General features: G+C 58.9%; 10 protein-coding genes. 7 read left to right on the forward strand and 3 right to left on the reverse strand.

The features are described from left to right. Positions 1-7 precede the first annotated feature (7 nt). Complete coding sequence (gene lsrK, locus GNG29_RS19910) at positions 8-1,588, forward strand: autoinducer-2 kinase (protein WP_156655259.1); 1,581 nt, start codon at positions 8-10, stop codon at positions 1,586-1,588. Positions 1,589-1,772: 184 nt separating this feature from the next. Then, a complete protein-coding gene (locus GNG29_RS19915) occupies positions 1,773-3,794 on the forward strand; it encodes an NADPH-dependent 2,4-dienoyl-CoA reductase (protein ID WP_156655260.1) in 2,022 nt (673 codons plus the stop codon). 82 nt (positions 3,795-3,876) lie between these two features. Here GNG29_RS19915 and rlmG read toward each other — a convergent pair whose 3' ends face one another. Beyond that, positions 3,877-5,013, reverse strand: a complete 1,137-nt coding sequence (gene rlmG, locus GNG29_RS19920; protein ID WP_103177117.1) for a 23S rRNA (guanine(1835)-N(2))-methyltransferase RlmG — start codon at positions 5,011-5,013, stop codon at positions 3,877-3,879. Between the two features lie 85 nt (positions 5,014-5,098). Here rlmG and GNG29_RS19925 point away from each other — a divergent pair, with 85 nt between their 5' ends. The 4 genes from GNG29_RS19925 (at position 5,099) to sstT (ending at position 9,450) form a co-directional block, all read left to right on the forward strand. Beyond that, a complete protein-coding gene (locus GNG29_RS19925) occupies positions 5,099-5,602 on the forward strand; it encodes a YgjP-like metallopeptidase domain-containing protein (RefSeq protein ID WP_103177118.1) in 504 nt (167 codons plus the stop codon). A gap of 70 nt (positions 5,603-5,672) precedes the next feature. Further along, positions 5,673-6,671 carry a Gfo/Idh/MocA family protein gene (locus tag GNG29_RS19930; RefSeq protein ID WP_103177119.1) on the forward strand — a complete coding sequence of 333 codons (999 nt, stop codon included), beginning with the start codon at positions 5,673-5,675 and terminating at the stop codon, positions 6,669-6,671. 271 nt (positions 6,672-6,942) lie between these two features. Beyond that, a complete protein-coding gene (locus GNG29_RS19935) occupies positions 6,943-7,911 on the forward strand; it encodes a TerC family protein (RefSeq protein WP_103177120.1) in 969 nt (322 codons plus the stop codon). 297 nt (positions 7,912-8,208) lie between these two features. Further along, the gene (gene sstT / locus GNG29_RS19940) at positions 8,209-9,450 is read left to right on the forward strand and encodes a serine/threonine transporter SstT (RefSeq protein WP_156655261.1); all 1,242 of its coding nucleotides are present in this window, start codon (positions 8,209-8,211) and stop codon (positions 9,448-9,450) included. 86 nt (positions 9,451-9,536) lie between these two features. Here sstT and GNG29_RS19945 read toward each other — a convergent pair whose 3' ends face one another. Continuing rightward, positions 9,537-11,024 (reverse strand): UxaA family hydrolase, encoded by a 1,488-nt coding sequence (locus GNG29_RS19945; protein WP_103824887.1) that lies wholly within the window; start codon positions 11,022-11,024, stop codon positions 9,537-9,539. Positions 11,025-11,041: 17 nt separating this feature from the next. Then, a complete protein-coding gene (gene uxaC, locus GNG29_RS19950) occupies positions 11,042-12,454 on the reverse strand; it encodes a glucuronate isomerase (protein ID WP_156655262.1) in 1,413 nt (470 codons plus the stop codon). A 471-nt stretch (positions 12,455-12,925) separates the two neighbouring features. On the opposite strand from uxaC, the gene GNG29_RS19955 reads away from it, so the two are divergent. Next, entirely contained in the window at positions 12,926-14,224 is a 1,299-nt protein-coding gene (locus GNG29_RS19955; RefSeq protein ID WP_103177125.1) for an MFS transporter, read from the forward strand. Positions 14,225-14,244: the final 20 nt, after the last annotated feature.

Genomic DNA, 14,244 nt, shown 5'->3' on the forward strand with positions numbered 1-14,244 from the left:
CAAGCTCATGAGTTACCTTTTAGCGTTAGATGCAGGGACAGGCAGCGTTCGCGCCGTGGTGTTTGATCTCCAGGGCAACCAGATAGCCGTCGGCCAGGCCGAATGGAAACACCTGAGCGTGGAGAACGTCCCCGGCTCGATGGAGTTCGACCTCGACACCAACTGGCGGCTGGCCTGCCAGTGTATTCACCAGGCGCTTGAGCGGGCGCACCTGAGCGCGGCGGATATCCAGTCCGTCGCCTGCTGCTCGATGCGCGAGGGGATTGTCCTCTATGATCGCAACGGCGACGCCATCTGGGCCTGCGCCAACGTCGATGCCCGCGCCAGCCGCGAAGTGGCTGAACTCAAAGAGATCCACGATTACCGCTTTGAATCTGAAGTCTATGACGTCTCCGGCCAGACCCTGGCCCTGAGCGCCATGCCGCGCCTGCTCTGGCTGGCGCACCATCGCCCGGATATCTACCGCAACGCGGCGACCATTACCATGATCAGCGACTGGCTGGCGGCGAAGCTCTCCGGCGAGCTGGCCGTTGACCCCTCTAACGCCGGCACCACCGGCATGTTAGATCTCTTTTCCCGCGACTGGCGGCCCGCGCTGCTGGACATGGCCGGGCTGCGGGCCGATATCCTCTCGCCGGTCAAAGAGACAGGGAGCGTGCTGGGAGCCGTTACCCGGGAGGCGGCGCAGCAGTCGGGCCTGCGGGAAGGCACGCCGGTGGTGATGGGCGGCGGCGATGTGCAGTTGGGCTGCCTGGGGCTGGGGGTGGTCCGCGCCGGGCAAACCGCGGTGCTGGGCGGCACCTTCTGGCAGCAGGTGGTCAACCTGCCGCAGGTGCGCACCGATCCGCAGATGAACATCCGCGTGAACCCGCACGTCATTCCGGGTATGGCCCAGGCGGAGTCGATCAGCTTCTTCACCGGGCTGACCATGCGCTGGTTCCGCGACGCCTTCTGCGCCGAAGAGAAGCTGATTGCCGAACGCATGGGGATGGACACCTACGCCCTGATGGAGGAGATGGCCAGCCGGGTGCCGGCGGGCTCTCACGGGGTGATGCCGATCTTCTCCGACGCCATGCACTTTAAGCAGTGGTATCACGCTGCGCCGTCGTTTATTAACCTCTCCATCGACCCGGAAAAATGCAATAAGGCTACCCTGTTCCGCGCCCTGGAGGAGAACGCGGCAATTGTCTCCGCCTGCAACCTGGCGCAGATTTCGAAGTTCTCCGGCGTCACCTTTGACAGCCTGGTGTTTGCCGGCGGCGGCGCGAAAGGGGCACTGTGGAGCCAGATCTTAAGCGACGTTACCGGCCTGCCGGTGCGGGTGCCGGAGGTGAAAGAAGCCACCGCGCTGGGCTGCGCCATCGCCGCCGGGAGCGGCGCCGGGCTGTATGATGATATGGCTGCCACGGGAGAGTCGCTGGTGAAATGGAGCCGGGAATTTACCCCCAATCCGGCACACCGGGCGTTGTACGACGGCATGATGCAGAAGTGGCAGGCGGTCTATGCCGACCAGCTCGGGCTGGTGGACAGCGGGCTGACCACATCCATGTGGCAGGCACCGGGGCTGGTGCGCGCCACGGCGCCGTAAAAACGCCGGATGGCGCTGCGCTTATCCGGCCTACGGTTTTGTAGCCCCGGTAAGCGCAGCGCCACCGGGGAAGTTCTTTGAGATCTATCACAATCATTCGATCCCGCTTTTACCTTTCTTCTGCCGCTGGCTAAATTAGTAACTCATCCGACCACATAACAATAATTTTACACTGGAAGAGACTATGAGCCGCTACCCGTCGCTATTCGCCCCCCTCGATCTGGGGTTCACCACCCTGAAAAACCGCGTGTTAATGGGCTCGATGCATACCGGGCTGGAGGAGCGGCCGGACGGTGCTGAGCGGCTGGCCGCGTTCTATGCCGAGCGCGCCCGTCACGGGGTGGCGCTCATCGTTACTGGCGGTGTGGCCCCTGCGCCATCCGGGGTGGCGATGGAGGGCGGCGCGGTGCTGAACGATGCGGCACAGCTGCCCCATCACCGGATCGTGACCGATGCCGTCCACCAGGAAGGCGGTAAAATCGCCCTGCAAATTCTGCATACCGGGCGCTACAGCTATCAGCCAAACCCGGTGGCCCCGTCGGCGATCCAGGCCCCCATCAACCGCTTTAAGCCGCAAGCGCTGACCCACGACGAGATCCTGACCCTGATCGATGACTTCGCCCGCTGTGCGGCGCTGGCGCGGGAGGCGGGCTACGACGGCGTGGAGGTGATGGGCTCCGAAGGCTATCTGATTAACGAATTCCTCGCTGCACGCACCAACCAGCGCGACGACGAATGGGGCGGCGACTATGCACGCCGGATGCGCTTTGCCGTCGAGGTGGTGCGCGCCGTGCGCGAGCGCGCCGGAAGCGACTTTATTATTATCTTCCGCCTGTCGATGCTGGATCTGGTGGAGGGCGGCGGCACCTTCGAGGAAACCGTCCAGCTGGCGCAGGCCATAGAGGCGGCGGGCGCGACCATCATCAACACGGGGATTGGCTGGCACGAAGCGCGCATTCCGACCATCGCCACCCCGGTGCCGCGCGCGGCGTTCAGCTGGGTAACCCGCAGGCTGAAAGGCAAAGTGTCGATCCCGCTGGTGACCACCAACCGCATTAACGATCCCCAGGTGGCAGACGATCTGCTGGCGAATGGCGATGCCGATATGGTGTCGATGGCACGGCCCTTCCTCGCCGATGCGGAGATCCTCTCCAAAGCGCAAAGCGGCCGTGCGGATGAGATCAACACCTGTATCGGCTGCAACCAGGCCTGCCTGGATCAGATCTTCGTCGGCAAAGTCACCTCCTGCCTGGTGAATCCGCGCGCCTGTCACGAAACCCGCATGCCCATCGTTCCGGCCATCAACAAAAAGCGGCTGGCGGTGGTGGGCGCAGGCCCCGCGGGGCTGGCGTTTGCGGTGAATGCCGCCGCACGCGGGCACAGCGTGACGCTGTTTGATGCCGCCGCTGAGATTGGCGGGCAGTTTAATATTGCCAAACAGATCCCCGGCAAAGAGGAGTTCTACGAGACGCTGCGCTACTACCGCCGGATGATCGAGGTTACCGGCGTGGATCTGCGGCTCAACCAGTGGGTGACCGCGGACGATCTCGCCGACTTTGACGAGACGATCCTCGCCAGCGGGATCGCCCCGCGTCTGCCTGCGATCGAGGGCATCGATCATCCGAAAGTGCTGAGCTACCTCGACGTGCTGCGCGACAAAGCGCCGGTGGGCGATCGGGTGGCGATCATCGGCTGCGGCGGGATCGGCTTTGATACCGCCATGTACCTGAGCCAGACGGGCGAGGCCACCAGCCAGAATATCGCGGAATTCTGCGCAGAATGGGGCATCGACACCAGCCTGAATCAGGTGGGGGGCTTGCGTCCGGAAGGGCCCCAGCTGCCAAAAAGCCCGCGCCAGATCGTGATGCTGCAACGCAAGGCCAGCAAACCTGGCGAAGGGCTGGGGAAAACCACCGGCTGGATCCACCGCGCCACCCTCCTCGCCCGCGGCGTGAAGATGATCCCGGCGGTGAGTTATCAGAAGATCGACGACGAAGGGCTGCACCTATTGATCGGCGGTGAACCGCAGTTGCTGCCCGTCGATCATGTCATTTTGTGTGCCGGACAGGAGCCGAAGCGCGATCTGGCCGAGCCGCTGCGCGAGGCGGGCAGAACGGTGCATCTGATTGGCGGGTGTGATGTGGCGATGGAGCTGGATGCCCGGCGGGCGATTGCCCAGGGGACGGCGTTAGCATTAGCGATCTAAAGCATTGCCGGGCGGCGCTACGCTTGCACCGGCCTACGGTTTTGTAGGCCCGGTAAGCGTAGCGCCGCCGGGCAAAACAATCTTAACGGCGGCGACCCAACTTAACCGCTTTCAGCACCACGAACTTGTTGTTCGTCGCAATGGTGGTGCAGTTACCGAAGATCTTCTTCAGCTTGTGGAAGTAGTCCAGGTGGCGGTTGGCGACGATGTAGAGCTCCCCGTTGATTTTCAGGCAGCGGCGCGCGTGGTGGAACATCTCCCAGGCGACGTTATCGGTCAGGGCGTGCTTCTGATGGAACGGCGGGTTGCAGAACACGGCGTTGAAGCGGAACGGCTCCACGCCCGAGAGCGCGTTGTTGATCATAAACTCGCAGCGATCCAGCGCCTCCGGCATGTTGGTCTCCACGTTGAGACGGCTGGAGGCTACGGCCATCGGCGATTCGTCGCTGAAGACCACGCTCGCTTCCGGGTTCTTCGCCAGCAGGGTCAGGCCGATCACCCCGTTACCGCAGCCGAGATCGACGATCTCCCCTTCCAGATTTTCCGGCAGATGCTCGATAAAGAAACGCGCCCCGATATCCAGCCCGGTGCGGGAGAAGACGTTGGCGTGGTTGTGGATGGTCCAGTCGGTGCCTTCCAGCTTCCAGCTCAGGGTCTCTGGCGCGTCGGCCAGGTCTGGTGCCGTGAAAGTACAGTTGATGAGGCGCGCTTTCTTCCAGGCAAGCGTAGTGGTGGTTGGCCCCAGCACTTTCTCGAATAGTTCCAGCGTAGAGGTATGGATATCACGCGCTTTAGCACCGGCGATAATGCGCGTCTCTGGCGTCACCACCTTGCGCAGCGCACGGAGCTGCTGCTCCAGCAGCGCCATTGTTTTCGGCACTTTGATCAGCACCACGCCCGGCGCCTGCGGGTAATCCGCGGTGCTGTCGAGGAATTTCACGCTGCCTTCATCGATGTCGTTGTGACGCAGGTTTTCCCGCGTCGCCAGCTCGCTTATGTATGAATCACCGATGCTGTAAGGGGTGTGTTCGGCCAGGGCGCAAGCCAGGGCGCCGAAAGCATCATTCAGGATCAGAACCGGGCCGCTGATTTCGGTGTCATCCAACTGTTGCAGCAGATAGTCATCCGCCGCTTCCCACGCCTGCAGCGGGTTAACGTCGTCCGTTTCCGGAAAACGTTTTAAGTCGAGTGAACGGAAACCGTTGTCTAAGTGGCTCATCGGCCCTCCTGAGTGGTAAAATTTCGGCGTTATCCCTGAAAAGGGTGCGTGAGTATACCCGTTTTCACACTGATGTGGGCTTTTGATGAACCAACTTCCTTATCTCCAGGGCTACCCGGAGCATTTACTTTCTCAGGTTCGTAGCCTGATTGCCGAGCAGAAGCTGGGCGCGGTGCTGGAAAAACGCTATCCCGGCACCCACGATGTCGCTACCGATAAAGCCCTCTGGCAGTATACGCAGGATCTCAAAAGCCGTTACCTGAAGAGCGCCCCGCCGATCAATAAGGTGATGTACGACAATAAGATCCACGTGCTGAAGAACGCGCTGGGCCTGCACACCGCCATCTCCCGCGTGCAGGGCGGCAAGCTGAAGGCCAAAGCCGAGATCCGCGTGGCGACGGTGTTCCGCAACGCGCCGGAGGCGTTCCTGCGCATGATCGTGGTGCATGAGCTGGCGCACCTGAAAGAGAAGGAGCACGACAAAGCCTTCTATTCCCTCTGCTGCCACATGGAGCCGCAGTACCATCAGCTGGAGTTTGATACCCGGCTGTGGCTGACGCATCTATCGTTAAAGAGTAATGCGGATTAGCGCACGCGATTTGTCATGATGACGTGCTACAGTGGCTAAAGGTTCCCTGCTACGGAGTACGTAAACGTTTATGATACGTTTCGCAGTCATTGGGACGAACTGGATCACCCGTCAGTTCGTCGATGCCGCCCATGAGACCGGCAAATATAAACTTACCGCAGTCTATTCCCGCAGCCTTGAACAGGCCCAGACCTTTGCGAACGACTACCTCGTCGAACATCTCTTTACCTCGCTGGAGGAGATGGCGCAAAGCGATGCGATTGACGCGGTTTATATTGCCAGCCCCAACTCTCTGCACTTCCCGCAGACGAAGCTGTTCCTCAGCCATAAAAAACATGTGATTTGCGAGAAGCCGCTGGCCTCTAATATCGATGAGGTTGAAGCCGCTATTGCCCTTGCGCGGGAAAACCAGGTGGTGCTGTTCGAGGCCTTCAAAACCGCCAGCCTGCCGAATTTCCTGCTGCTGCAGCAGTCGCTGTCGAAAGTGGGCCGCATCCGCAAAGCCTTTATCAACTATTGCCAGTATTCGTCGCGCTACCAGCGCTACCTGGACGGCGAGAATCCGAACACCTTTAATCCGCAGTTCTCCAACGGCTCGATTATGGATATCGGTTTCTACTGTCTCGCCTCGGCGGTGGCGCTGTGGGGCGAGCCGCACCGGGTGCAGGCGACCGCCAGCCTGCTGGAAAGCGGCGTGGATGCCCACGGCCTGGTAGTGCTGGATTATGGCGATTTCAGCGTGACGCTGCAGCACTCCAAGGTGAGTGACTCGGTGCTGCCAAGCGAGATCCAGGGCGAGAACGGCGCGCTGGTGATCGAGAAGATCTCTGAGTGCCAGAAGCTGAGCTACGTGCCGCGCGGCGGCAAGCCTCAGGAACTGACGCAGCCTCAGCATATCAACACTATGCTGTATGAGGCAGAGGTGTTTGCGCGTCTGGTCGAAACCCAGGAAGTTAACCATCCGGGCCTTGCGGTGAGCCGTACCACGGCGAAGCTGCAAACCGAAATCCGTCGCCAGACGGGGGTGGTTTTCCCGGCTGACGGCCTTAACGCAGAAGTTACCGCGTAAAGCTGTGTAATGAATTAGCGCAGGCCATTGACGAAACCAATGGCCTGACATATTTTGTTACCTGCAAAGGGGAGTAACTTCCTGGTCGGTGGATCGTCATTACGATGCGTGTAATACCGCATCCGGTCGCCGGGCAACGAAAAAGGAATACGTGAGCGTATTCCTTTCTTGTTGTAAGTGAGACCTTGCCGGAAGGCGAGGTCTATGCACAAAAAACGCAACGGCTATCGTCTTCTGACGTTAGCCGTTTTTTTTGTGGAAGGAAAATTGTATGAATACTGTAGGTACTCCGCTGATGTGGGGAGGATTCGCCATCGTTGTGGTCATCATGCTGGCGATCGATCTCTTTTTGCAGGGTCGGCGCGGCGCGCATGGCATGACCATGAAGCAGGCGGCCGCCTGGTCGCTGGTATGGGTCACCCTCTCCCTGCTCTTCTGTGCCGCCTTCTGGTGGTATCTCTCCGTGACGCAAGGCCGCGCGGTGGCCGATCCGCAGGCGCTGGCGTTCCTCACCGGCTATCTGATTGAAAAAGCCCTGGCGGTGGATAACGTCTTCGTCTGGCTGATGCTGTTCAGCTATTTTGCGGTGCCTGCAGCCTTGCAGCGTCGGGTGCTGGTGTATGGCGTGCTGGGCGCGATCGTGTTGCGTACCATCATGATCTTCGCCGGTAGCTGGCTGATTACCCAGTTCGAATGGCTGCTCTATGTTTTCGGCGCCTTCCTGCTCTTTACCGGCGTGAAGATGGCGCTGGCGAAGGAAGATGAAACCGGTATTGGCGAGAAGCCGCTGGTACGCTGGCTGCGTGGTCATATGCGTATGACCGACACCATCGAAAGCGAGCACTTCTTTGTGCGTAAAAACGGCCTGCTGTATGCCACGCCGCTGCTGCTGGTGCTGATCATGGTGGAGCTGAGCGATGTGATTTTCGCGGTCGACAGTATTCCGGCGATCTTCGCGGTGACCACTGACCCGTTCATCGTGCTGACCTCAAACCTCTTTGCGATCCTCGGCCTGCGTGCGATGTACTTCCTGCTGGCGGGCGTGGCGGAGCGCTTCTCAATGCTGAAGTATGGTCTGTCGGTGATCCTGGTCTTTATCGGCATTAAGATGTTGATTGTCGATTTCTATCACATCCCGATCGCCATCTCGCTGGGCGTGGTGTTTGGCATCCTGGTTGTGACCCTGCTTATCAACGCCTGGGTGAACCACCAGAACGATAAGAAGCGGCAGATCCAGTAAGGGGATTGTGCGGTCTGGTGCCCGGCGGCGCGACGCTTGCCGGGCCTACGGTTTTGTAGGCCGGGTAAGCGCAGCGCCACCCGGCATGACAACACGCAGCGGAGTAAAACGCGCTACCCGGCAAAAATGTAACCAGACAGTTAAAAAACATGACGCAGTACGTAAATTCCAGCATTTTGCTCTTCCCAGACTTCGCGCATTCAATATACTCATCCTGACAAACACACACCTCTAACCGGAATATAAGTGCCTGAGAGCATCTCCGGGACGGAACGCAATCTCACTGAAGGAATTTTTATGACCATGCAATCCCCGGGTTTGCTCGCGCGTCTGGCGCAGGGCAGCCTTGTTAAACAAATACTGGTAGGTCTGGTGCTGGGTATTTTACTGGCACTGGTTTCCAAACCGGCGGCAATTGCCACCGGCCTGCTCGGCACCCTGTTCGTTGGCGCGTTAAAAGCCGTCGCCCCAGTCCTGGTACTGATGCTGGTTATGGCCTCCATTGCCAACCACCAGAAAGGACAGAAAACCAACATTCGCCCGATTTTGTTCCTTTATCTGCTGGGCACCTTCTCTGCCGCGCTGACGGCGGTCATTTTTAGCTTCGTGTTCCCCTCCACGCTGCACCTCACCTCTGCGGTGGGCGATATCACCCCGCCATCGGGCATCGTGGAAGTGCTTCGCGGCCTGCTGATAAGCATGGTCTCTAACCCGATTGACGCGCTGCTGAATGCTAACTACATCGGCATTCTGGTATGGGCCGTCGGGCTGGGCTTCGCCCTGCGCCACGGCAACGACACCACCAAAAATCTGATCACCGATATCTCTAACGCGGTCACCTTTATAGTGAAAGTGGTGATCCGCTTTGCGCCGATCGGTATCTTTGGCCTGGTCTCTTCTACTCTGGCAACCACCGGTTTTGAAACCCTGTGGGGCTATGCGCAACTGCTGGTTGTACTGGTGGGCTGCATGCTGCTGGTGGCGCTGGTCATCAACCCGCTGCTGGTGTTCTGGCAGATCCGCCGTAACCCTTATCCGCTGGTGCTGACCTGCCTGCGTGAGAGCGGCGTCTACGCCTTCTTTACCCGCAGCTCCGCGGCGAACATTCCGGTTAACATGGCGCTGGCCGAGAAGCTGAACCTGGATCGTGACACCTACTCCGTCTCTATCCCACTGGGTGCGACGGTGAACATGGCAGGTGCGGCGATCACCGTCACCGTGCTGACCCTGGCTGCCGTGCATACCCTGGGCGTGCCGGTCGACCTGTTAACCGCGCTGCTGCTGAGCGTTGTGGCGTCGCTGTGCGCCTGTGGTGCATCGGGTGTGGCGGGTGGTTCTCTGCTGCTGATCCCGCTGGCCTGCAACATGTTCGGTATTCCGAATGAAGTGGCGATGCAGGTTGTGGCTGTGGGCTTTATCATTGGCGTGCTGCAGGACTCGTGCGAAACCGCGCTGAACTCCTCCACCGACGTGCTGTTTACCGCTGCGGCGTGTCAGGCTGAAGATGCGCGTCTGGCTAAGAACGCTTTACGTAATTAATAAAAAAGCCCGGTGGCGGCTACGCCTTACCGGGCCTGATTTTGGTTCGTAGGTCGGGTAAGCGTTAGCGACACCCGACACCACACCTACAGCGTCACACCACTCTTGAAGATCGCCAGCTCGCGGAAGTCGTTTTTTTCGTTGCAGGCCTGTTTGCCATTGGCAATATCCACAATCACATCCACGAATTCCGTTAACAGCTGCGGCATCGCTTTGCCATGGATCAGCTGACCGGCATCGAAATCGATCCAGTGCTTTTTCTTCGCCGCCAGCTCGCTGTTGGTGGCAATTTTCACCGTTGGCACAAAACCGCCGTACGGGGTGCCGCGACCGGTGCTGAACAGCACCATATGGCAACCCGCCCCCGCCAGGGCGCTGGTTGCAACGGCATCGTTACCCGGCGCACTAAGCAGGTTCAGACCCGGCGTGCTCAACCGCTCGCCGTAGCGCAGGACGTCCACCACCTGGCTGGCACCCGCTTTCTGGGTACAGCCGAGGGATTTCTCCTCCAGCGTGGTGATCCCGCCCGCCTTGTTGCCCGGGGATGGGTTCTCGTAAATCGGCTGGTTGTGGGCGATAAAGTACTGCTTGAAGTCGTTGACCATGGTGACGGTCTTTTCAAACGTCGCTTCGTCGCGGCAGTGGCTCATCAAAATGCGCTCCGCGCCGAACATCTCCGGCACTTCGGTCAGCACGGTGGTGCCGCCGTTGCTGATGACATAATCAGAGAACTGACCCAGCATCGGGTTAGCGGTAATGCCGGACAGCCCATCCGAGCCGCCGCATTCCAGACCAAACTTCAGCTCACTCAGCTTGCCTGGCTCACGCTTATCATGGCGCATCGCCTCATACAACTCATGCAGATGCTCCAGACCGGCTTCCACCTCATCTTCCTGATGCTGGCACACCATAAAGTGAACGCGGGCAGGGTCGAAATCCCCCAGCGTCTCACGGAAGGCATCCACCTGGTTGTTTTCACAACCGAGGCCAATCACCAGCACCGCCCCGGCGTTCGGATGGCGGACCATGTTTTGCAGCATGGTGCGGGTGTTGATGTGGTCGTCACCCAGCTGGGAACAGCCGTAGGTGTGGCTGAACAGGAAGACGCCGTCGGTGCCTTCCGCCTGGTTAGTCTCTTTCAGGAAGCGGCTCTGGATCTGACGGGCGATGCCGTTGACGCAGCCGACGGTGGGCAGGATCCACAGTTCATTGCGGATCCCCACCTCACCGCTGGCGCGGCGGTAGATCTGAACGTCACGATCTGCCGCCTGGCGGCTCTCAGCCAGCAACTCAGGTTGATAGCTGTACTCATCCAGATCGCTCAGATTGGTGCGCGTATTATGGGAGTGAATAAATTCACCCGCCGCGATATCCGCCAGGGCATGGCCGATAGGCAGACCGTATTTGATAACGTTCTCCCCTTTGGCAATCGGCTGCAGGGCAAACTTGTGCCCGCGTGCCAGATCCTGGCGCAGGGTGACGGTCTGGTTGTCAAACGTCACCTCCAGGCCTTCGCTCAGGTCGGCCAGCGCGACCGCAACGTTATCCAGCGAATGGATTTTGATGTATTGCATATCAACCTCAGACGGCCTTAGTTCAGTTCAATAGCGAAGTAGTCGCGCGCATTGTTAAAGCAGATGTTTTTCACCATTTCGCCCAGCAGCTGAATATCGGCCGGCGCTTCGCCTGCGGTGACCCAGCGGCCAATCATCTGGCACAGAATGCGGCGGAAATATTCATGGCGAGTATAGGAAAGGAAGCTGCGGCTGTCGGTCAGCATGCCGACAAAGCGGCTCAGCAGACCAAGCTGCGCCAGTTGGGTCATCTGACGCTCCATGCCATCTTTCTGGTCGTTGAACCACCAGCCGGAACCGAACTGCATTTTGCCCGGCATCCCTTCGCCCTGGAAGTTACCGATCATGGTGCCCAGCACTTCGTTATCGCGTGGGTTCAGGCAGTACAGAATGGTTTTTGGCAGCAGGTTCTCTTCGTTCTGTTTGCTCAGCAGTCTGGAGAGCTCTTCCGCCAGCGGACGGTCATTGATGGAGTCGAAACCGACGTCGGCGCCCAGCAGCTTGAACTGACGCAGGTTGTTGTTGCGCAGCGCGCCAATGTGGTACTGCTGCACCCAGCCGCGACGGGCATATTCTGCCGCCAGCCAGACCAGCACCGCAGTTTTGAACTGCGCCACTTCATGCTCGCTCAGGGTTTCACCCGCCAGGCGGCGCGCCAGGATACTGTCCAGCTCGGCTTCGTTCGCCTCAGCAAACAGCACCACGTCCAGCGCATGGTCAGAAACTTTACAGCCGTGAGCCGCGAAGTGATCCAGACGCTTCGTCAGCGCGGTCTGCAGATCGCCGAAACGGCGGATCTCGGTATCAGAGACTTCACTCAGCTTCGCCATGTAGTCGGCAAAGGTCGCCTGCTCAATGTTGAACGCTTTATCCGGGCGCCAGCTTGGCAGCACTTTCACGTCAAACGAGCTGTCCTTCGCGACAACGGCGTGATGCTCCAGAGAGTCAATCGGATCGTCGGTGGTGCCGACCATCTTCACGTTCATCTGCTTCATGATGCCGCGGGCAGAGAATTTATCCTGGGCCAGCAGCTCATTGCATTCGTTCCAGATCTCATCCGCGGTAGTCGGAGAGAGCAGCTTGCCGGTGATCCCGAATGGACGGCGCAGCTCCAGATGGGTCCAGTGGTAGAGCGGGTTACCAATGGTGTGCGGCACGGTCGCTGCCCAGGCATCGAATTTTTCACGGTCAGACGCGTCGCCGGTACAGAGGCGTTCCGCCACCCCGTTGGTGCGCATGGCGCGCCACTTGTAATGGTCGCCTTTCAGCCAGATGTCATACAGGTTTTTAAAACGGTAATTTTCGGCGACCTGCTGCGGCGGAAGGTGGCAGTGGTAGTCGAAAATCGGCTGGTCTTTCGCGTAATCATGGTACAGGCGGCGGGCAAATTCGGTATCTAACAGAAAATCTTCAGTCATAAACGGCGTCATGTCGTCATCCTCTTAACGGGCACGTCAGAAAACAGCAATGTTCAGATGCTGCAAAGTTATCACACCAATTTCCAGAGGCCGATGATTTTTTCGTGAGTTAGATCAATAAACGTCGACAAATAATCTACATCTAAAGTGTTAAACAGCGCTTAACGCCGCGCCAGCTCTGGCCTGACACAGGCTCGACATTAACCTTACAATTATTGACACATTTGTGATGTCACTCACCTTTTAAAGTTGTATGACAAGTTATCGTTCTGCCGTCGCAAATTATAAGCCGACGGAATGCATTACCGGTGCCACAGGCGTCGGACTCAGCGGTAAGGATACCGAATTATGCACGTTACTTATGGCAAGGTTCGGGCCGTACCGGGAGCATTCCCGGTTACGCCCTCCCGTTGAAAACATCTCACGCAATGCATAGAGATGCCCGTACTCCGGTGCGGCAATAACATAACGATGAGGTTTTACATGCGTAAAATTAAAGGGTTACGTTGGTACATGATCGCACTGGTGACGCTCGGCACCGTGCTGGGCTACCTGACGCGTAATACCATAGCGGCGGCTGCGCCAACGCTGATGGAAGAGTTGCACATCTCCACGCAACAATACTCCTATATTATCGCGGCCTATTCCGCGGCTTACACCATCATGCAGCCGGTAGCAGGCTACGTGCTGGATATTCTGGGTACGAAAGTTGGCTACGCCGTATTCGCCGTCACCTGGGCCATCTTCTGCGGCGCAACCGCGCTGGCAGGCAGCTGGGGTGGCCTGGCGCTGGCCCGTGGCGCGGTAGGTGCTGCGGAAGCGGCGATGATCCCTGCGGGTCTGAAAGCGGCGTCAGAGTGGTTCCCGGCGAAAGAGCGCTCCATCGCGGTGGGCTACTTCAACGTGGGTTCCTCTATCGGCGCGATGATTGCTCCGCCGCTGGTGGTGTGGGCTATCGTGATGCACAGCTGGCAGCTGGCGTTTATTCTCTCCGGCGTACTGAGCTTCGCCTGGGCGATGTGCTGGCTGATCTTCTACAAACACCCGCGCGATCAGAAGAAACTCTCTGATGAAGAACGTGACTACATCATCGGCGGCCAGGAGTCCCAGCACCAGACCAATAACGGCAAGAAGATGTCTGTTCTGCAGATTCTGGGTACCCGTCAGTTCTGGGGTATCGCCCTGCCGCGTTTCCTGGCTGAGCCTGCATGGGGTACGTTCAACGCCTGGATCCCGCTGTTCATGTTTAAAGTTTACGGCTTTAACCTGAAAGAGATCGCCATGTTCGCCTGGATGCCAATGCTGTTCGCAGACCTGGGCTGTATCGTCGGGGGTTACCTGCCACCGCTGTTCCAGCGCTGGTTCGGCGTGAACCTGATCGTCTCCCGTAAAATGGTTGTCACCATGGGTGCCGTACTGATGATTGGCCCGGGGATGATTGGTCTGTTCACCAGCCCGTATGTCGCGATTGCGCTGCTGTGCGTCGGGGGCTTTGCTCACCAGTCTCTCTCCGGTGCGCTGATCACCCTCTCTTCTGATGTCTTCGGTCGTAATGAAGTGGCGACCGCTAACGGCCTGACCGGGATGGCAGCCTGGACCGCCAGCACCCTGTTCGCCCTGGTGGTCGGTGCGCTGGCTGACACCATCGGCTTTAGCCCGCTGTTCGCGGTACTGGCTATCTTCGACCTGCTGGGTGCAGTGCTTATCTGGACGGTGCTGAAAAGCAAGTCCGCAGAGGAGCTGTTGCAAGAGTCTGTTGGAAGACCCGCGACTCAGAGCTAGATTTATTGCCGGGTGGCGCT

The sequence above is a fragment of the Leclercia sp. Colony189 genome (assembly GCF_009740165.1).
Taxonomy (GTDB): Bacteria; Pseudomonadota; Gammaproteobacteria; order Enterobacterales; family Enterobacteriaceae; genus Enterobacter.

Coding starts and splice junctions, on each gene's coding strand:
- lsrK (WP_156655259.1), top strand. CDS start 8: ATGAGTTACCTTTTAGCGTTAGATGCAGGGACAGGCAGCGTTCGCGCC.
- GNG29_RS19915 (WP_156655260.1), top strand. CDS start 1,773: ATGAGCCGCTACCCGTCGCTATTCGCCCCCCTCGATCTGGGGTTCACC.
- rlmG (WP_103177117.1), bottom strand. CDS start 5,013: ATGAGCCACTTAGACAACGGTTTCCGTTCACTCGACTTAAAACGTTTT.
- GNG29_RS19925 (WP_103177118.1), top strand. CDS start 5,099: ATGAACCAACTTCCTTATCTCCAGGGCTACCCGGAGCATTTACTTTCT.
- GNG29_RS19930 (WP_103177119.1), top strand. CDS start 5,673: ATGATACGTTTCGCAGTCATTGGGACGAACTGGATCACCCGTCAGTTC.
- GNG29_RS19935 (WP_103177120.1), top strand. CDS start 6,943: ATGAATACTGTAGGTACTCCGCTGATGTGGGGAGGATTCGCCATCGTT.
- sstT (WP_156655261.1), top strand. CDS start 8,209: ATGACCATGCAATCCCCGGGTTTGCTCGCGCGTCTGGCGCAGGGCAGC.
- GNG29_RS19945 (WP_103824887.1), bottom strand. CDS start 11,024: ATGCAATACATCAAAATCCATTCGCTGGATAACGTTGCGGTCGCGCTG.
- uxaC (WP_156655262.1), bottom strand. CDS start 12,454: ATGACGCCGTTTATGACTGAAGATTTTCTGTTAGATACCGAATTTGCC.
- GNG29_RS19955 (WP_103177125.1), top strand. CDS start 12,926: ATGCGTAAAATTAAAGGGTTACGTTGGTACATGATCGCACTGGTGACG.